General features: G+C 49.9%; 12 protein-coding genes and 1 pseudogene. 6 read left to right on the top strand and 7 right to left on the bottom strand.

What is annotated here, in order from left to right; all coding sequences use genetic code 11:
* The 3 genes and pseudogenes from IC229_RS25335 to IC229_RS35805 all read right to left on the bottom strand — a co-directional run.
* Positions 1-322 (bottom strand): annotated as a pseudogene (locus tag IC229_RS25335) (gliding motility-associated C-terminal domain-containing protein); the annotation flags it as partial.
* Positions 323-533: 211 nt separating this feature from the next.
* Positions 534-2,039, bottom strand: coding sequence for a circularly permuted type 2 ATP-grasp protein (locus IC229_RS25330; RefSeq protein WP_190890189.1), 1,506 nt, complete (start codon positions 2,037-2,039; stop codon positions 534-536).
* Positions 2,040-2,142: 103 nt separating this feature from the next.
* Positions 2,143-2,265: a hypothetical protein gene (locus tag IC229_RS35805; RefSeq protein ID WP_262893409.1), complete on the bottom strand. Its 123-nt coding sequence runs from the start codon at positions 2,263-2,265 to the stop codon at positions 2,143-2,145.
* 29 nt (positions 2,266-2,294) lie between these two features.
* Between IC229_RS35805 and IC229_RS25325 the strand changes: the two genes are divergently transcribed.
* On the top strand, positions 2,295-2,966 hold the full coding sequence (locus tag IC229_RS25325) for a PepSY-like domain-containing protein (RefSeq protein ID WP_190890188.1): 672 nt from the start codon (positions 2,295-2,297) through the stop codon (positions 2,964-2,966).
* Between the two features lie 100 nt (positions 2,967-3,066).
* Here the strand turns inward: IC229_RS25325 and IC229_RS25320 are convergent, their stop codons facing one another.
* Together IC229_RS25320 and IC229_RS25315 are read right to left on the bottom strand one after the other, a co-directional pair.
* Entirely contained in the window at positions 3,067-4,053 is a 987-nt protein-coding gene (locus IC229_RS25320; protein ID WP_190890181.1) for an aldo/keto reductase, read from the bottom strand.
* Between the two features lie 22 nt (positions 4,054-4,075).
* Positions 4,076-5,143 carry an Ldh family oxidoreductase gene (locus IC229_RS25315; protein WP_190890179.1) on the bottom strand — a complete coding sequence of 356 codons (1,068 nt, stop codon included), beginning with the start codon at positions 5,141-5,143 and terminating at the stop codon, positions 4,076-4,078.
* 235 nt (positions 5,144-5,378) lie between these two features.
* On the opposite strand from IC229_RS25315, the gene IC229_RS25310 reads away from it, so the two are divergent.
* Both IC229_RS25310 and IC229_RS25305 read left to right on the top strand, forming a co-directional pair.
* Complete coding sequence (locus IC229_RS25310) at positions 5,379-7,019, top strand: DUF4139 domain-containing protein (protein WP_190890178.1); 1,641 nt, start codon at positions 5,379-5,381, stop codon at positions 7,017-7,019.
* 259 nt (positions 7,020-7,278) lie between these two features.
* Positions 7,279-13,137 carry a beta strand repeat-containing protein gene (locus tag IC229_RS25305; RefSeq protein ID WP_190890176.1) on the top strand — a complete coding sequence of 1,953 codons (5,859 nt, stop codon included), beginning with the start codon at positions 7,279-7,281 and terminating at the stop codon, positions 13,135-13,137.
* Between the two features lie 172 nt (positions 13,138-13,309).
* On the opposite strand, the gene IC229_RS25300 is transcribed toward IC229_RS25305, so the two are convergent.
* Complete coding sequence (locus tag IC229_RS25300) at positions 13,310-14,818, bottom strand: autotransporter outer membrane beta-barrel domain-containing protein (RefSeq protein ID WP_190890170.1); 1,509 nt, start codon at positions 14,816-14,818, stop codon at positions 13,310-13,312.
* Between the two features lie 242 nt (positions 14,819-15,060).
* On the opposite strand from IC229_RS25300, the gene IC229_RS25295 reads away from it, so the two are divergent.
* Positions 15,061-15,615: a hypothetical protein gene (locus IC229_RS25295; protein WP_223834189.1), complete on the top strand. Its 555-nt coding sequence runs from the start codon at positions 15,061-15,063 to the stop codon at positions 15,613-15,615.
* Between the two features lie 140 nt (positions 15,616-15,755).
* Here IC229_RS25295 and IC229_RS25290 read toward each other — a convergent pair whose 3' ends face one another.
* Positions 15,756-16,877, bottom strand: a complete 1,122-nt coding sequence (locus IC229_RS25290) for an NAD(P)/FAD-dependent oxidoreductase (protein ID WP_190890168.1) — start codon at positions 16,875-16,877, stop codon at positions 15,756-15,758.
* 137 nt (positions 16,878-17,014) lie between these two features.
* Between IC229_RS25290 and IC229_RS25285 the strand changes: the two genes are divergently transcribed.
* Positions 17,015-19,036 (top strand): alpha-amylase family protein, encoded by a 2,022-nt coding sequence (locus IC229_RS25285; protein WP_190890166.1) that lies wholly within the window; start codon positions 17,015-17,017, stop codon positions 19,034-19,036.
* Positions 19,037-19,097: 61 nt separating this feature from the next.
* A complete protein-coding gene (locus IC229_RS25280; RefSeq protein WP_223834188.1) occupies positions 19,098-19,478 on the top strand; it encodes a Uma2 family endonuclease in 381 nt (126 codons plus the stop codon).
* Positions 19,479-19,664 lie beyond the last annotated feature (186 nt).

Here is a 19,664-nt window from a genome sequence, read left to right as displayed (position 1 = left end):
CGCCTGGATAGGTATGGACCACCCGGTACACGTTGATGGATGAGGTGCGGTTGTTGATGTACTTCCTCGGCTGCCGTTGTACAACCTGCTGAGTACCATCGCCAAAACAAATAGTAGATTCAGTCGCGGCATTGGCGGCTTGCTGACCTTCCGATGTTTCGTCGTAGTAAGCTGTAAATGTAATTTCGTAGGTGAGCGAGGTAGTAGAAATACGTCGTGTGGTAATTTCGCCTGCCCGCACGTGGGTGGCCTGGCTACGAGAAGGCCATAGAAGGGCGCTTAGAAACAGGCTCAACAGCCCCAAGGTATACATGAACCGCATAAACATATCGGATTTCTTCTAAAACGATTTTGCGGATGAAAAGTGTATGAAAATAAGTCGATAGTTATTAGTCGTCAGTCGATCGGAAATTAAGCTGAGACTCGGGGTGTGAAAAAGAATATGACACGTAGATAGGGGTAGTTAAAATCCACCTATCTACGTGTCACCTTGAACCTACAACTGATGATTATCAACTGAAAAACTATCGACTCTAGTACAACACCCACGTATCCTTTCCGCCCCCTCCCTGCGAGGAGTTCACGACGAGCGATCCTTTACGTAGCGCCACCCGCGTGAGGCCACCCGGTATGACGTTGACGCCATCCCCGTAGAGGATATACGGACGCAGGTCTACGTGCCGCCCTTCAGCATGGTCGCCAACGAGGCAGGGCACCCGCGACAGTGAGATTGTGGGCTGGGCAATGTAGTTGCGCGGATTCTCCTGAATTTTTTTGCGGAACTCTTCGTGTTCTTCGGGCGTGGCTTTCGGGCCGATCAACATGCCGTATCCACCCGCTTCGTTGGCTTCTTTTACCACCAGTTGCTCAATGTTTTCCAGAACGTAGCGGCAGTCTTCCTCTTCGCGGCAGATGTACGTCCGCACGTTCGGAATGATTGGCTCTTCGTTCAGGTAATACTGAATGATACGTGGTACGTAGGCGTAAATTACCTTGTCATCAGCAACGCCGGTACCGGGAGCATTGGCCAGCGCCACGCGACCCCGCTTATACACATCGAAAATGCCCGGTATGCCAATCATCGAGTCAGGATTGAACGCCTGTGGGTCGAGGAACGTATCGTCGATACGTCGGTAAATCACGTCGACAATCTGGAAACCTTTCGTAGTACGCATTTTCACATATCCACCCGACACCACCAGATCGCGGGCTTCGACCAGTTCGACACCCATCTGCTGGGCCAGGTACGAATGCTCGAAATAAGCCGAGTTATAAATACCCGGCGTCAGCACTACTACGGTTGGATTTGGCCGATCGGCAATGTATTGAAGCATCTGAAGCAACCGGGTCGGGTAATCCGAAACGGGACGAACGCCTGTTTGAGCCAGAACTTCGGGGAACGTTTGCTTGATGAGTTCACGGTTTTCGAGCATATACGACACGCCCGATGGACAGCGCAGGTTATCTTCCAGCACCATAAACTGCCCGTCATCACCCCGAATCAAGTCGGTACCGGTAATATGACACCAGATTCCTTTGGGAGGCCGAACACCCAGGCAGGGCGGCAGAAAAGATTTACTGGACTCGATCAAATCACGGGGTACTACGTTGTCATTCAGAATCCGCTGTTCGTTATACACATCATCCAGAAACATATTCAACGCTTTGATACGTTGGATAAGTCCTTCTTCAAGTCGATTCCATTCAGCCGATTCAATCACGCGCGGAATGATGTCGATGGGCATAATACGCTCAGTACCTTCCCCTTCCGCGTACACATTGAACGTAATACCCATACTCATCAGAGCGCGTTCGGCTGCATGCTGCCGCCCGATCAGGTCTTCGCGGGTGAGTTGTTCAATACGTTCCTGGAAAGGCACATAACCGGTTCGAACCTGGTTCTCACCGGCGAACATTTCATCGAAAAAATTCTCCGTCTGGTAGTCGGTAAACGAAAAATTATGTGAAGACTGCCCCTGCGATTGGGTCATTCCGTTAAGCGTTTGAGACTGTGACTGGCGGGAGTTCTGTTTTTTCATAAAATATTATCTCGTAATCTGAGAAAAATGCCAAATAGAATCGTAGTAAATATACCCTAAAGCAAATAAAACATGGCAAAAATAATGATTTATGCTTGATGACCTACGTGCCAGCCAGTGCATCGGCCTGACTTTTTCGAACGGCTTGCAACGCTTGGCAATTCGCATACGTAAGGTGGATAGTGTCGGCTAACGTAGCGGACCGGGGTTTATTTACCTTTTTCAATTTATTAACAAAACCGATTCATTGATCGTATGAAAACAGTGTTTTTGTTCAGTTGTGTGCTGGCATTGGTTGTGGGGTTGAATGCCTGTAACAAAACAGCAGTAGATCCAGATGTGGATGGCGCGGCCCGTTCGGCCAGTGTATCAGGCGATTCGACAAAGAAACCGCATAGCCTGACGGTTGTGGACGTAGCAAGCTTGCCCACCAACGTAACGACGTATATTACGACGAATTATGCCGGAGCCACCATAAAAGAAGCCCGGAAAGATAAGGCTGGCAATTTTGTAGTGGCAATAACCGTAAGCGATTCAACGAAAGTATTGTTTTTCAAAGCCGATGGTACGTTCGTAGCCGAAGCAGGTCGTAAACCCGGACATGCACGGGGTGATTCAACGGGTAAGCGTAAACACACGCCCGGGGATAGTACGCATCGACCAAAACCAGCGCGGGGCGATTCAACGCATCACAACCGTCCGGGACAAGGGCAAGGCCCCATTTCGACAACCGTAGCCGTATCTGGTTTGCCCGCTGCGATCACGACGTACATCAACACCAATTACGCCGGAGCAACGATCAACAAAGCGGTGCAGGAGAAAAAAGACAGTGATTATCTGGTGCTAATAACCACCGCCGATAACAAGCGAGCCATTTTGGAATTTGCGTCCGACGGTACGTTCAAACGAGCACGAACAAGTAAGTAAAAAGTAGCGATTGTTTATGGAGTATGCTAAAAAGACCCGTTTTTAATGGGTCTTTTTTTAATGAAGAATTGCCCCATCTTCATTGTTCATTAAAAAAAGCCTACCACAGATAATGCACTGGATTTTTGATACGTTCGTCGTATATCTGTTTTACGGCAGCCATCTGCTGATGCGATGGGGCGGGTTGTTTCAACGCTTTTAGGTTTGACGCCAGATGGCTGGGTTTTGAAGCTCCTGGAATAATGCAGCTTACGGCATCGAACGTCAGGATCCAACGTAGTGCGTCGGGCGCTAAATTTTGGACATCAGGATAAATGCTACGTAGCTCTTCGACAGCCGCAAGCCCCGTTTCGTACTCGACGCCTGAAAAAGTTTCTCCTTTGTCAAAAGCAGCGCCCTCGCGGTTGAAATTTCGATGGTCGGTGGGTGAGAATTCGGTAGTTGGGCTATACGTACCGGTCAGCAATCCACTGGCTAGTGGAACTCTGACGATAACACCAATATCCCGACGTTTAGCCTCGGTAAAGAATAGTTCGGCAGGTCGCTGCCGGAACATATTGAAGATAATCTGAACCGTTGTTACGTTCGGAAATTCAATAGCTTTCAGGGCTTCTTCAACTTTCTCGACACTAACGCCCAGATGCTGTATTTTACCTTCCTCTTTCAGTCGGTCAAATAATTCGAAAATTTCCGGACGATAATAGACGTCGGTGGGGGGGCAATGGAGTTGAATCAAATCGAGCGTTTCCAGTTCCATGTTGCGCAGGCTATCCTCCACAAATTTGCGAAGCACATCGGGCTGATACGTTTCGTTCGTATGTGGGCGAAGGCGTCGACCGCACTTGGTTGCTACGTAGATACGTTCCTGGCGCGAACGTAGCAACCGCCCGACCGCTTTCTCGCTTTCGCCATCGCCATACACATCCGCCGTGTCGATAAAATTAATTCCCGCATCAACGGCCTGATTCAGAATCTGATCGGCATTGGTGTGGCTAAACGGTTCACCCCATTTGCCACCAACCTGCCACGTACCCAAACTGATTTCTGATACGTTAAATCCTGTTTTTCCTAATTTTCTGTAGTTCATACTGATTGAGTAGAATAGACATTTACAGTTTCACCCCAAATCGCTCGCCTAATTCTTCCAGACTTTTGATGACGGGTTCTACTACAGGAATTCCGTTCGCCAGACGCTCGGCTTCCATGTCGCGTTCGGGATCGCCGGGAATTAGAACTTGTTTGCCATCAACGGCTTTTGCCTGCCGGAATCGCTGAATCCAGGTATCCATGTGCGCTTTGAATTCGTCGGCGGGGCGGAACGCGTCGATACGCATGGCTCCGAAGAAATGGCCTGTGCCTGCTCCGACTCCTTCGTTAGCCTGCATGAAGCCCGCCGTGGCAAAAGGAGGTACCCACGGCCCGTAGTTGGCACCCGAAAGTACGCCCGAAAAAATATCGACGATGGCACCCAGGCCGTAACCTTTATGTGAACCATGCTCCCGGTCGGTGCCGAGCGGAAGCAGCGCCCCGCCGTTACGTATTGCATTGGCATCAGTTGTAGGCTCGCCAGTGGCATTCTGCGCCCAGCCGAGCGGAATATCCTGTCCTTTCCGTTGCAGGATTTCGAGTTTGCCGTAAGCCACGGCGGTAGAGGCAAAATCGGCCAGAAACGTCGGTTCGGTAGCGGCTGGAATGGCTACGGCAATCGGGTTGGTACCCAATAGTTTATCCAGCGAAAACGTAGGAGCTACCAGCGGTGCCGCGTGAGTCATGGCCTGACCAATCATATCGTGTTCGGTGGCCAACAGGGCGTGATAACCGGCAATGCCAAAATGGTTGGAATTACGAACGGCTACCCAGCCGGTTCCAGCGATACGTGCTTTTTCGATGGCTACTTTCATTGCCCAGGGACCCACAACCAAACCCAATCCTTTATCGCCATCGACAACGGCGGTTGAGGGAGTTTCATGAACGACCCGGATCTGCGGTTGCGGATTGATACGTCCGTGGTCGTACAGCCGAACGTAGCCGGGAAGTCGGGCAACACCGTGGGAATCGACTCCGCGAAGGTCGGCACTGACAAGTACATTAGCGGCTAACTGCGCATCGGCATCCGAACAGCCGAGGGCGCTAAAAATCTGCTCCGTGAAGGAGCGAAGCTGACTGGCATTAATCATAGCGCAAAGTTGGACAAGCTGATGAATTATTTCGTCGCTTTTCCGGAAAATTAAAAATTGATTTTTTGTCATGCTGATGCAGGAAGCATCTTAATGTTTCCAAGCGAACTAGCCAAGATATTTTAAGATGCTTCCTGCATCAGCATGACAAAATCGCCGTTCAGGAAAAGTTTAAATAGTTTCTTAAACGCTTACTGTCTTTATGGAATCTATACCGCCGAATCATCTAGTTGCTATGAAAAATTTCCTGCTAATCACTTCATTATGGTTTGTGGCTCAATCTGGTATCGCCCAGGTTAGTATGCCCAATACGAACGACGAACAACGTATTCAGGCCACACTTCGGCAAGCTACCGTATTCTTATCACGCGCTCAACTGTCGGCACACGCCACCGCTACGTTGGAGGCTGGTACGACACGGCTCATTATCGACAATGCACCGGCCCAAACCGACCCGCAAAGCATTCAGGTGGCGGGTAAGGGCGACGCTATTATTCAGGGTGTTCAGTTTCGCACTAATTTTTTGACAAAAGCCTCAAAACCCGCATCGTTGCAGCGACTGGAAGATTCGCTACGTAGCAACCGGGAGATGTACGAAAGCATGGGCGTGCAGGAGGACGTACTGCAACAGGAGCGAAAACTGATTCTGGCTAATCAACAGATTGGGAGTAAAACGACGGGTACAACGGTGAAAGAGATTGCGGATATGGCCAATTTTTACCGGGAACGGCTCACAAAAATTGGTCAGGAATTACTCGTGCTGACTCGGCGGATGGCCGAGCAGAAAAAACGCGTAGAACGACTGGAAGCACAGGTACAGGAACAAAACGCTAAACGGGAACGCCCGGTTGGTGAAATTGAAGTAACCATGACGGCCAAAAACCGAACCACCATCGATCTCGATCTGAGCTACGTAGTGGGCAACGCGGGTTGGTCACCGGTGTACGACGTACGGGTGGGTGATACGAAAAATCCGGCTTCGCTTTCCTGCAAGGCGCAGGTGTATCAGAACACGGGTTTCGACTGGCAGAATATCCGTTTGACGCTTTCGACGGCCAATCCGGCGCTACCCGGTTCGCAGCCACAGTTATCGACGGATTACGTTGGTTTCTACGAACGCCGGCCTGCGCCAAGGGTAGGATACAGCAAAAAAACGTATGAATCAGCGGTAGAAGCAGAAGAAAAAGTTGTTGCGGCAAAACCGGCTTCAGTAGCCGGAGGAGCCGCCGATTTAGCAAATACGGCAACCGTAACCCAAATCACCGAACAACCCACCAACGTCAGTTTTGTGATTGCCATCCCGTATACGATTCTCACCAACGGTCGCCCGCATCTTGTCGATGTTCAGGTGGCGACCGTGCCTGCTACGTATCGGTATGAGGTAACGCCCAAACTCGATAACGACGCGTTTCTGGTGGCGCAACTGACTGGTTGGGATAAACTGAATCTGCTCAACGGTCCGGCCCGGATTTATTTCGAAGGTACGTTTGTCGGGGGGTCACAGATAAATCTGACCGAAGCACATGATACGTTGGCTCTGTCGCTGGGCCGCGATAAACGTATCATTACCAAACGTGAGCAGATCGAAGACCTGAATAGCCGCAAAACCATTGGCAGCAACCAGCGCGAAAATCGTGCGTACCGCATCAGCCTGCGTAACACGCGCCAGGAGCCGGTTGAACTGACTGTGTATGACCAGATTCCCGTTTCGACCGACAGCCGTATTGAAGTGGTTCTGACCGACGCCGGTGGTGCTGATCTCAACGCTGAAACTGGTAAGCTAACGTATCGTCTGACGCTTCAGCCCAACGAAAACCGCATGCTGACGTTCCGTTATGAACTCAAATACCCAAAAGGGCGAACGATTGTGCAGTAGGGAAACGGTAAAAAGGGTTGGGACACAGAGATGCACCAAGACGCACGGAGATGCACAGAGAAATATAAATCTTTGTGTATCTCCGTGCGTCTTGGTGCATCTCTGTGTCCCAACCCTTTTTACATCTACATGACTACGAGAAACAACTGGCAAGGAAGTTGCATTATGTTACTTTTCTATGATAATAATTTTTTATTGTTTTCTAAAACCGGCATCTGTCTGGTAACTAACTTTAGCCGCAATCTTTCCTTACTCATTTATGATCAAACTACTACGTAGCGTTTCCTGGGCTTTGTCTGGAATGCTTTTCATACTGCTTCCACTGATAACCAGGGGGCAAAGTGTGTCTTTAACAACTTTGGGTACAGCCTATACCCAGAATTTCAATACGTTATCAAACACGGCAGGCAGTACCACTAATACCCTTCCAATAACGGGATGGTTCCTGTACGAGGCTGGCCTTCATGACAGAACTAATGGGCAATATGCTGTAGATGATGGTAATAGTAATTCTCCCGATGTATACAGCTACGGGTCAAATGCCAGCACGGATCGGGCGCTGGGATGTTTACGGGCAGCCATTTTTACGCCTAGGTTTGGCGCAGCATTTACGAATAATACGGGTGCTACAATTAATAGTCTTGCAATCAGCTATACCGGCGAACAATGGCGATCAGGGGAGGTCGGCCGGACCGACCAGCTGAACTTTGAATACAGTACGGATGCTACAAGCTTAACCACAGGCAACTGGGCACCTATCGCCGATCTTAATTTTTTAACGCCTACAACGACAACTATTGGATCCAAAGACGGAAACAATGGGGCAAACAGAATACTCTTATCGACCACAATTGGCAGTCAGGCTATTGCGAATGGCGCTACGTTCTGGATTCGTTGGATCGATGCAGATGCTACAGGAAACGATGATGGCCTGGCAGTTGATGATTTCAGTTTAACGCCACAGTTTGTTATCCCTCAACCAAATCTGAGCATCAATGACGTATCGCTCAATGAAGGGAATGCTGGTACCACTACTTACACCTTTACAGTGAGTCTATCAGCACCAGCCGGACCCGGTGGTGTTACGTTCGACATTGCTACTGCCGATGGTACAGCCACAGCGCCCGGTGATTATACGTCCAAATCATTGAGTAGTCAGACTATTCCGGCTGGAAGCTCTACGTATGCTTTTTCGGTGCTTGTTAATGGTGATACGTCTCCCGAAACAAACGAAACATTTTTTGTCAACGTAACGAACGTAACAGGCGCCAATGTTACGGATGGTCAGGGGCAGGGCACGATTGTAAATGATGACACGGCTCCTAATCTGACGATTAATGACGTATCGCTCAATGAAGGCAATGCCGGTACTACGGATTTCACTTTCACCATAAGTTTGTCAGCACCAGCCCCGCCGGGTGGTGTTACGGTTAATTACACTACTGCCGATGGAACGGCCATAGCTCCAGATGATTATACATCTGCATCGGGCACTGTGACTTTCCCGCAGGGTAGTTCAACAAGGACCTTTACAGTGCTGGTCAAGGGTGATACATCTCCTGAAACAAACGAAACCTTCTTTGTCAACTTAACGGACGCAACAAACGCTGTTATCACAGATAATCAGGGGCAGGGTACCATTTTGAATGATGATGTTGCTCCCTCTATCTCCGCTACGATTGCGGGCAATTCGACCATTTGCTCAGGCCAGTCGGCTACGTTGAACGTATCAATTACCAATGGAACAAGCCCTTACAATCTGACCATCACCAATGGAATTTCTCCTTTAGAAATTACTGGTTATGTTAGTGGGGCAGCCATTACGGTAACGCCTTCTGAAGATGCTACGTATACGATTATTGGTTTAACGGATGCAACCAGTACGTCGGCGAGTCCAGCAAATTTTTCCGGTGAAGCGGTTGTGGATATAGATGTAGTAACAGCGGACCTCAGCCCATCGGAACCAATCATTAGCTGTAGTGAACCCACCGTTTCGTTAACGGCAACGGGCGGAACCAGTTATACGCTGAGTGATGGGCAAATGAATACGACGGGAATATTCTCGGTTTCGGCAGCCGGTGAGTATACGGTTATCGTCGCGAATGCCAGCGGCTGTACGGCCACAGCTACTACGTATGTCAGTATCGATAATTCCACGCCAGAGGTTTCGCTGGAAATCGAGGAAGAAATGGCACTAAGTTGCGCTAATCCAGTTGTGACGCTGGTCGCTTACCCATACGAACAGATCAATTATGTCTTTAGCGAGGGGGCGGAACAAATTGGAGGAAGTGACGGCAATAGGGCCACGGTAACCCAGGCGGGGATTTATTCTGTGATCGTTACGGGGTACAATGGTTGTACGGCATCTGCGTCTGTAACGGTGGAATACGAAGATGCCAGTCCTATTATTTCGATTAACCCCTCAAGTGCTACGTTGACTTGTGCTAATCCGTCAGCTATTCTGGAAATACAGAGTGAGGGTGAAGGGCAATATCTGTGGAGCACCGGAGAAACGTCGCCCTCCATTTCGGTCACTGCTGGAGGTACCTACTCGTTAACGATGACTATAAGTAATGGCTGTACGAGTACCGCTACTGCCCAAGTCTTTCAGGATAATCCGGGTTCCACAGTAAGCATTGATCCCCCAACCGCTACGTTGACTTGTTCAGTTACTTCGGTCAATTTAAATGCGGTGGGCGATGGTATGGTTTTGTGGAGTACGGGGGCCACTACGCCGTCGATTTCGGTAACAGCAGCAGGGCCATACTCGGTAACGCTGACAGGAACCAGCGGTTGTACGTCCACCGCTTCAGTCGAGGTCTTCCAGGATTTTGCGCCCCCCGTCATAAGCATCAATCCCACGAGTGCTACGTTGGATTGTATAACAGTTTTGTGGCGGCTGAATGCGGTGGGTAGTGGTCCGTATTTGTGGAGCACGGGAGAAACTACGTCCTTCATCAACGTTACGGCTGCTGGTCCGTATTCAGTGACGGTAACGGGATCGAACGGCTGTAAGGCTTCAGCCACTGCTCAGGTCTATCAGGACATTAATCCTCCCTCAGTGAGCATTAATCCTCCCAGTGCTACGTTGACCTGTGCTAATTCAGCCATAGGCTTATCGGCTACTGGGCAAGGCACCTTTCTGTGGAACACGGGGGCTACTACGCCTTCGATTTCAGCCACGGTAGCCGGCACTTATTCCGTTACGCTGACGGGCGCCAACGGGTGTACGTCCACCACTTCGGCTGAGGTAGTCAAGGATAATTCGACCGCTTCAGTGAGCATCAATGCCTCCACGACTGTTTTAAACTGTAACATTTCTTCTGCTACGTTAGAGGCAGTGGGTAGTGGTACGTATCTATGGAGCAACGGGGCTACCTCCCAAAGTATTAGTGTAACGGCGGCAAATACGTACTCAGTGACAGTCACCAGTGGTAGTGGCTGTACAGCTACGGCCTCGGTTCAGATCACTCAGGATAGTTCGGTACCTTCCGTAAGTATCAACCCTTCTAGTGCTACGTTGAGTTGTGCTACGTCGTCGGTGAGTCTGAGCGCGGTGGGTACTGGTTCGGTCGTATGGAGCAACGGAGCCACTACGTCCTCGATTTCGGTAACGGCGGCAAATACGTATTCAGTGACATTGACGGGAACCAACGGCTGTACGGCCACTACTTCAGTCGAAGTTTTCCAGAATAATTCGGTGCCTTCGGTGAACATCACTCCTTCGAGCGCTACGTTGAGCTGTGCCAGCCCAATCGCTACGTTAAACGCCGGGGGTACTGGAACGTATCGGTGGAGTACAGGCGCTATTACGTCCTCGATTTCAGTGACGGCGGCAAATACGTATTCAGTGACATTGACGGGAACCAACGGTTGTACGGCTACCACTTCGGCTCAGGTGAGTCAGGATAACTCGGTGCCTTCGGTGAGTATCAATGCGGTGCCATCACTGACAATTGCTTCCGGTCAGAGTACTACGCTTACGGCTTCGGGCGCAACTACGTATCTGTGGAACACAGGTTCGATTGCTTCGTCAATCGTGGTAAATGCTGCCGGACCATACTCGGTTACGGGTACGACGGGCAACTGTACGGCTCAGGCTTCGGTCAATGTTGTTGAGAGCAATCCACCGGCCGGACCATTTGCCATTACGGCAGTTACGACCAACACGTGTCAGCAAATCGCCAATAATCGGTACGTTATCAGCATTACCCCGCACTATTCTGGCCTCAACGGGCAACCCGTCAGTATTTCGGTGGTGAATGAGATGTTCCCCACGACGGCTCCGGCCCCGTATACGCTGCAACTGTATAATGACAATCCGACGATTGTGCTCAAAGCGCAGCAGACAGGAACACCCGGCGAAGCTTCTTTTACCTATAACTGGCTGGAACACTGTCAAAATCCTGCGCCCAACACGCAACCGAGAGTCAGCCAGCCGCTGGCGGATCAGGTGGCCAAAGTCGGGCAGGAGTTTGGTTATACGATTCCGCAAAACACCTTTACGGACAATGAATCGCCCCACAGTCTGGTATTAACCGTGAGTGGTTTACCAGCAGGGTTGAGTTTCAGTCCACCTGTGCAGATTGGCGGTGTGCCTACTGTGGCGGGCGCACGTAGCGTAACCGTGACCGCTACTGATCCGCAGGGGCTCAGTGTGAGTACTCAGTTCCTGTTGACGGTGGTGGAACAAAACGCTACCAACACGCCACCAACGGTAGTAAATCCAATTGCGAATCAGGTAGCTATTCAGGAGCAACCGTTTAGCCTGAACGTAGGAAATACATTCACCGATATACAGACGCCCAATGCGTTGACGTTGGCGATCAGTGGTCAACCTGCGGGACTGAATCTGGTAGGTACCGCCATTTCGGGTACGCCATCGCAGACGGGTACATCTACCATCACCCTGACGGCGACCGACCCCGGCGGACTTTCGGCCAGTACACAGTTTGCGTTGACGGTACAACCTGCTTCGGTAACGTCCAGCGGGGCTTTTGCGATCACGGCGGTGAACCCGCTTACCTGTACACAGATTTCGCACAACCGTTACGAAATCAGTTTCATGCCGGTTTATGCAGGTCTGAATGGTCAGCCGGTAAGTTTCTCGATTGTCAACGAACTGTTCCCGACCACTGCTCCGGGGCCGTATTCATTGCAGCTCTACAATGATAATCCAACCATCATTCTGAAAGCGACGCAGGGAGGTAGCGCGGGTGAAGCTTCTTACACCTACAACTGGCTGGACAATTGCAGAGCTCCACAACCCAATACGCCCCCACGGGTGACTATTCCGCTGACCGATCAGACGGCGAAGGTCGGGCAGGAATTTGGCTACACGATTCCGCAGAACACCTTTACGGATAATGAATCACCGCATACGCTGATGCTGACCGTGAGCGGTTTACCTGCCGGAATGAATTTCAGTCCGCCGGTGCAGATTGGGGGCGTACCAAGTGTAAGTGGCGTGAGCAGCGTGACTGTAACGGCTACCGACCCCGCTGGACTTACCGTCAGCTCCACCTTTTTACTGACGGTACTTCCGGCCGGATCGGTGAATCCAGAAACCTTCAGCATTACAGGTGTCCAAACGCTTACCTGTACAACGATTGGTGCCGGTCTTCGTTCGGTTACATTCCAGCCTCAATACAGTAATGTAAATGGTCAGCCAATCACGTTTTCTGTCGTTAATGAAAAGATACCGACTATAGATCCGGGACCTTACACGCTCCAACTCTATACCGACAACCCAATTATTCTCTTAAAAGCCACTCAGCAGGGTACACCGGGAGAAGCCAGCTTTAGTTATAACTGGCTGTCAGCCTGTAACAATCCTGCTGGTCGTCAGGGAGTCGGAGAGAAAACGGGCTTTGACGTAGTCGTTCTTGGAAACCCGATCACCGATGATCAACTGGACGTGGAAATTCGGAATGGTCAGGGACAATCGGTACGACTTAACGTAGTGAATGAACAGGGCAGTTCTGTAAGCGAAATAAATAGCCTGTTAAAAACAAACAACGAAAAACTACGACTGCCGCTTAAAGGTAATGCGGGTATTTATTTGTTGCAGGTTACAGGTTCAGCGCACCAACAGACGGTTAAGGTTCTGAAGCAGTAGACGTTACAGACAAAAGTTTCCCCTCAGACGTATCAGTTTAAACAAGCTGACGGATACGTTTGAGGGGAAACTTCTTTTTGGTAGATTTCAGACAATAGACTTTAGAACGTAGCAATAGGATGTAAAATGGTACTGACTTCCTTTTGTGTAAATAATACGTACCAGTACGTAGTCACTTCTTTTCCAGCACCTGTTTCATCAGTCGTTCCAGTTCGTCAAGCCGATTCTGTTGGTGCTGCAAGTCCATTTGGCGTTTCTGGTCGTTTTGCTGTAAGACTCGCTTCTCCTTTTCCAATTGAATACTATAGAGGGTCAATTCTTCAATTTTTTTCAACAACGTAGCATTCATCTTTGCCAGATCAACACCATTCTCAACCACCTGTTCGGCAGAAGGCAAGTCTGGCAAATGACCGTACTGCTGGATATACTGCTCGACGGCAGGAAGTGGTTTTAGCGAATAGGCGGGAGTAAATACGTTATCGCTCCACTCATTTACGTGGCTGATACGTAGTTGATAGCGAGCCAGCACGGTTTCGCCCTGGGCGTTGACGGTCAGAAACTGATCCGTGGCACCCTCGCGCAGATTGGGATTCAGCAGATGGCTGAATTTGATGGTGCCACTGTTGCGCAGCCGGATGATGCCCCGAACATCCAGCGGATATTGAGGAGCGTTGGTGCCAATGCCCACCGCAATACCAGGGTTGGTATGATCGCCCAACACGATGGCGTTGTTGAGAGCCACCGTCGCATTGGAGCCAATGGCTACCCCATTCTGGATAGCCCCACTGGTGGGTTGGGTGTTGGCCCCCAGCAGGATGTTGTTGCTGCCGGTCTGGAGAGCCGTGCCTGAGTAGGGACCGATCAGTACGTTATTGCTGCCTGTAGTGCTGTTGTAGCCCGCCCGGTTGCCCACGAACAGGTTATTGCTGGCGGTATTGTATACCCCGCTGCCATAGCCCACGAACGTATTGCCGGTACCGGTGGTGCCCCGATTTCCGGCGTTAGAGCCCAGGTAGGTGTTATCGAATCCGGTGGTGTTGGATATACCGGCGAAAGCGCCCAGAAAGGCGTTGGAGACGCCGATGGTATTATCTCGGCCAGACTGAAAGCCGACAAAGGCATTGCTGCTGCCGCCTGTATTGGCAGAACCCGCCTGGCTGCCGATAAACGTATTCTGAATGGATTTTGTATTGAAGCCTGCCTGATAACCAACAAACGCATTGTTGTCACCTATCATATTATTATAACCTGCCTGATAACCAAAGCAAGCATTAAAGTTACCCGTTGTGTTCTGATTGCCTGCCTCATAACCTACAAACGCGTTATAAGTACCCCCCTTATTGAAAAAACCCGCCAGCATTCCGATGAACGTATTATAGCTCCCCGTTGTATTCCGATTACCGGCACCGTCACCGAAAAAGGCGTTTCTGAATCCCGTTGTGTTCAGATTGCCTGTACCATTACCGACAAAAGAATTAAAATCACCCGTCGTGTTTGCCGTACCTGCTCCTGCTCCAATCATGAGATTGTTGACCCCAGACATGCTGAAATTGCCCGCCGAAAGGCCAATTAACGTATTACCAGACGAAGGAGTAGGTGAGTTAGATCCGACGGACACATAATTCTGAGCCAGTGTTGGTAAACTCAGTAAAAGCAGTAGTTGCGCGTAAATGAGTTTCATAGTTCGGAGAGTATTTTTCATCGATTAAATCTAGTTCCTATCGCTTCATAATCAAGCTTTAACGAGGCTACTTTTAGGCAGCGGTCAGCCACTGGAATGAACGTAACAAAGAGACGGAGCGAAATTGGAAGCGCCTGACTTAACTTTTTTTAATAAACAAAGCCGTCGTTTTTGGTTTTACATTGCAGTCCCAAACCACTCCCTTTGCGGTAACGGCCACCATGCGATTCTGCTTTTCTTTCTTGTTTCTGATAGTATTTACTACGTTGATCGCTCCGGCGCAGCCACGCGATACCTTGACCACGGAACAACTGTTGCAACGAAAAGGAACGTCGTATCTGGCGCTGCTACGTCCGTCGCGCTACCTGGCTTTCGATGTAAATCACACGTTGGGCGGTTTCCGGCGCTACCGATTCTTCCAGGGCGATGAGGTTCATTTTAAGGCCAATAGAGAAAAATACCGCGAAGAACTGTACGACGTATCAGACAGTACGTTCAGTATACTGATGGCGAATGAAGTTATGAACCGCGACGAACCTGTTACGTTCAAATTGAAAGATGTACAAAAAGTTTACCTGCACCGCCGAATTCCGTTTGTGACGGCGGCTGGTACGTTGTTTCCGCTGGCAGGTGGTGTTTACATGCTGGCCGATTTCATTAACAATGGCCAGTTGAATCGGAATGTACTGCCCGTAACGGGAGCTTTAGTGTTAAGTGGCGTCCTGTTTCACTGGCTGAGTAACCCACACATCCGCGTCAATAAAAACCACCGTCTGCGCGTGTTGCGAACGTATTAACTGTGTAGAGGCCGGTCCGCCGTTGCGGAGGCATGCCTTGTCTCATGACCGGATGGTTCTCATATCCGTATGGTTTATTGCTGACGCATAGGAGACAAGGCATGCCTCCGCAACGGCGGACCGGTCTCTACAACAACCTTTCACCCATGCGTTTGCCGAATGAGCATACGTAGTGCCGGTTTGAACGTAGCGAACGTGCGTACAGTAACTTCGGTAAGTAATGGATGTCCAAATAATTGCTGAATATGGCGGCCAAACCATAGCCGCCGGGTAAACTGCGCCGACCACCGACGCTGGTACTGATCTTCGAGCTGCGTTCGGCTGATTTGCCCTTGTAAGAACGTAGTGGACAGACTACTGACCAGTCGCGCACTGTGAATCGCCATTGCCATGCCATTGCCGCAGAGTGGCGTTATCAAACCTGCCGAATCGCCCGCCATCAGCATATGATTTTCGACGGCCCGCTTCGGTGCAAACGATATTTCGTTGATGACTTCGGGTTTGTCGTACAGAAAACGGGCGTTTTCAAAAACGTTTCTCAAATGCGGATTCTGGTACAAAACAGCTTGTTCCATCTGCGGAATGGCACCAAACCGACGCAAATGTTCGCGCGTGGTCAGGTAGCATAGGCAGTAGCGATTGTCCTCAATCGCAGATAGCCCGCAATATCCATGCGGGAAATTATGCAGCGCAATTGTATCGTCGGGAAAGGGTAACTGGATATGGTATTTGACACCCAGATAGGGTGAAGGGCGTTGCGTAAATGCCCGGTTAAGTGTCCGGTCTAATTTCGACCGCTTACCATACGCGCCAATAACCAATCGGCTAGTCAGAAGTTGTCCGTCGTTGAGCAAGGCTGTAAACGAGCCGTTTTGCGCTTCCTGGAACGTAACGGTATCGACCTGTTTATTAAGCAGAAACCGCACGCCAGCCGCTTTGCCAAGCTGATACAATTCGTTATCAAATCGATACCGACTAATGCCGAAACCACCTAAGTCCAGCTCACTTTCCAGCGATCGGCCCGACGGCGCGGACACCTGAAGTCGGTGAATATCAGCAACGCCAATCCTGGCTAAATCTACCCCCAGCGATTCGACGTAACGTCGGACTTCATTGGAAACGTACTCACCACAAACCTTGTGAAATGGGTAGGTTTTTCGTTCGACAAGCGTAACCGAATGGCCAGCTTTGATCAGTTCGAGGGCGCTGACCAGGCCGGCAAGTCCTCCGCCAATGATAAGTACGTCTATTTGATCGGCCATGATGTTGCCGGACTGGCTTCAATGATAACGGCATTAAAGGAGTAAAAAATATGAGTCGTCGGAGAAAGATTCCTACGCCTTACGAATGACAAAAACGGCGTGATTTTGTTTTTAGGAAAACCCTTTACATTTGCTTTATGCCGAAGACAATTACCGATTTGCAAGCCGACTGGTATCGGGAATACGGGATACACGTAGAGGCCTATCAGTCAGGTCGTTTATCGTTTGTTCCGCATTTGCTCCCGCAAACGGCCGTAGCGTTTACGGTGTATCAGACACTCGACATACTGCACAAACGGTTGGGAAATGAGATGCTACGTCGCGCCCTCGATCCCAACGAAACCATCGATAGCCCGGTAAAAAACTTATCGGATGGGACATGGCTGAAACGTAGCAACATGGTCGGTATCAATGTCAGGACCATTGGCTCATTCTGGAACATCATCGACTACGTATTGACCCTGCCCGCCAGCCACGACAGTATTCACCTGCTGCCGATCTGGGAGCCAGGCGTTGTCGGAAGTTTATACGGGATGGTGAGCTGGCAGATCAATCCCGAATTTTTCGATGTAGAACTGGCGAAATACGTACCGGCGCTCAACTCAGTTGAAAAACAACTAAAAGTAGTTATCAACGTATTACACGCGATGGGACGTACCGTCGGTATGGACGTGATTCCGCACACCGACCGGTTTTCGGAGATGGTGCTTACCTGTCCGTCGCTGTTCGAGTGGGTTCAGCGCGACGAAAAATCAGGTAAACCTAACCAACTCCTCGATCACTCGAATCTGGTGTATCGCTACGTTGAGGAAGCGATCTGGCAGTTTCTGAAATTTCACGGAGCCGCCGATGGAACACCACTAGCCTTCTCCAAAGATGCTTTTTTCTCCGTTGCTTCAGGGCCTATTGGATTTAGCGATAGTCTGCGTCAGCAAATTTTATTCGGTTACCCACACGATTATCAGGGACGGCTCAATAGGCGAATTGCGCTGATTCGGCATCTGGTCGGGCAAGGTTATGAAACGCTACCCATGACGATGGCGCCACCGTATCGAGGACTGCATATCGACGCGAATGATTACGTAATGGACGAATATGGCCAGACGTGGTATCAATACGCTTTCGACAATCCAGAACCCATGTCGCGGGTGTTTGGGCCGCTGGCGCGTTATCGTTTCTACGAATCGAAGGACAATAATCAGAACTGGGAACTTGACTTCAGTCGACCGAATCAACCCGCCTGGGATTATATCTGTCGGCAAGTGGCTGATTGCCAGCGGAAATATAATTTCGATTTTATGCGGGGCGATATGGCCCATGTGCAGATGCGTTCTGAAGGCGTTCCGGCAACTGTAGATGATTGGTATGACCCGCTACGTGCCATAAAGAAATATGTGCAGGTGAACGTACCGTATTATGGTTTTTTCGCCGAAACGTTTCTGGCCCCGCCCGATACGATGGGTTATGGCAACGAACCCGACCATCTGGAAGCCATAGAAGCCGATTCGACTCTGGGCGATTTGCAGTCAATGGTCGTTGGTTCGGCTGAGTTTAATCAACAGTTTGCTACGTACTACGAGCACCTGAAAACGCGTCGGTTTGCGCCCAATTTCACCGTTATCACCGCCGATAAAGATGATCCACGATTCGACCAGTTTTACCAGACGGGAAATGTATTTCGCTATTTTACGGCACTGTTTTTAACCGATATGCCCAGCTACGTCGGGCTGGGTTTCGAAGTGCGCAATTTGCACGAAAAACGGGGTGCCAACGAAGAATATAGTAAACTCTACGTCTTTCATATTGAAGACGACCGCGAGTTGGATAAGGTAACGCACGGGCCTTTTATCTGGGGGCAAAACGCTGATCAATTTGATTCCATACTGAAAATCCGTCTTTTTGCCGAAAGCATCTGGCCATCCATAGCTGGTAAGAAAACGCGCTGGTTAGTAGCTCCCGGCGCATCCAAGCCGGGCGCATCCACGCCGGGCGAAAAAGAATCCTATATCGCCTGGACGCACACCGAATCTACGTCGGAAGGATACATTTTTGTGGCTAGTCTAACGGGGAAAAAGCCCCAAACACTTACCAACATTCCATCTGGCGAACTGATTTTCGAAGAAGCTGGTTGCTGCGTTTGGCGGATGTCTGCCGCTTGATTTAATCTGTTACGCTGGGTATCTTGCAGAGAATAGTTCATCGAAATCATCTCTTACGACCATGCTAGAGACGACATATCAACCAATGGTTATTCCCACTACGTTCGAGGAATTTCTTCGTTTTGAGCCTACTGATGGCTTCAAATACGAATGGAACGACGGCGAACTAATCAGATTTGCAAGCATGGAGCGCAAGCATCTACAGCTGATCAGACAACTTAACCGACTTTTTCTACAGACTAGTGCACACAAAGCAGGAGGTGAACTCATCTGCGAACAGGACGTAGTGCTTACCGGCATTCAGATGCGACGACCTGACATGGCTTATTTTTCTGATGAGCAGATTCGTGATGAAGAAAATGAACCCATTGCTGCATTTTGCATCGAAGTAATTTCGCCCACTGATGAGGGCGAGAAGATAGAAGCGAAACGTATTGAATAGTTCAAAGCGGGGGTACAAGTGCTCTGGCATATCTACCCTGAAAACGCCGAGGTGCATGTGTACACATCTCGAAAAACAGTGCAAATTTGCTCTGATGATGACATTTGCTCCGCTTACCCTGTGCTGGAAGACTTCACAATTTCGGTAAATCAGTTGTTGGGCTAATACATTCTATTGCTTCTCTCT

Origin of the sequence: Spirosoma profusum, from assembly GCF_014699005.1 — a bacterium.
Lineage (GTDB): Bacteria > Bacteroidota > Bacteroidia > Cytophagales > Spirosomataceae > Spirosoma > Spirosoma profusum.
Note: the sequence above shows the minus strand (reverse complement) of the source record. Positions and strands in the feature narration are given on the sequence as shown.

What these genes read in the sequence shown, in the direction of transcription:
- IC229_RS25330 (WP_190890189.1), bottom strand. Translation starts at nt 2,039, where the DNA reads ATGAAAAAACAGAACTCCCGCCAGTCACAGTCTCAAACGCTTAACGGA.
- IC229_RS25325 (WP_190890188.1), top strand. Translation starts at nt 2,295, where the DNA reads ATGAAAACAGTGTTTTTGTTCAGTTGTGTGCTGGCATTGGTTGTGGGG.
- IC229_RS25320 (WP_190890181.1), bottom strand. Translation starts at nt 4,053, where the DNA reads ATGAACTACAGAAAATTAGGAAAAACAGGATTTAACGTATCAGAAATC.
- IC229_RS25315 (WP_190890179.1), bottom strand. Translation starts at nt 5,143, where the DNA reads ATGATTAATGCCAGTCAGCTTCGCTCCTTCACGGAGCAGATTTTTAGC.
- IC229_RS25310 (WP_190890178.1), top strand. Translation starts at nt 5,379, where the DNA reads ATGAAAAATTTCCTGCTAATCACTTCATTATGGTTTGTGGCTCAATCT.
- IC229_RS25305 (WP_190890176.1), top strand. Translation starts at nt 7,279, where the DNA reads ATGATCAAACTACTACGTAGCGTTTCCTGGGCTTTGTCTGGAATGCTT.
- IC229_RS25300 (WP_190890170.1), bottom strand. Translation starts at nt 14,818, where the DNA reads ATGAAACTCATTTACGCGCAACTACTGCTTTTACTGAGTTTACCAACA.
- IC229_RS25290 (WP_190890168.1), bottom strand. Translation starts at nt 16,877, where the DNA reads ATGGCCGATCAAATAGACGTACTTATCATTGGCGGAGGACTTGCCGGC.
- IC229_RS25285 (WP_190890166.1), top strand. Translation starts at nt 17,015, where the DNA reads ATGCCGAAGACAATTACCGATTTGCAAGCCGACTGGTATCGGGAATAC.
- IC229_RS25280 (WP_223834188.1), top strand. Translation starts at nt 19,098, where the DNA reads ATGCTAGAGACGACATATCAACCAATGGTTATTCCCACTACGTTCGAG.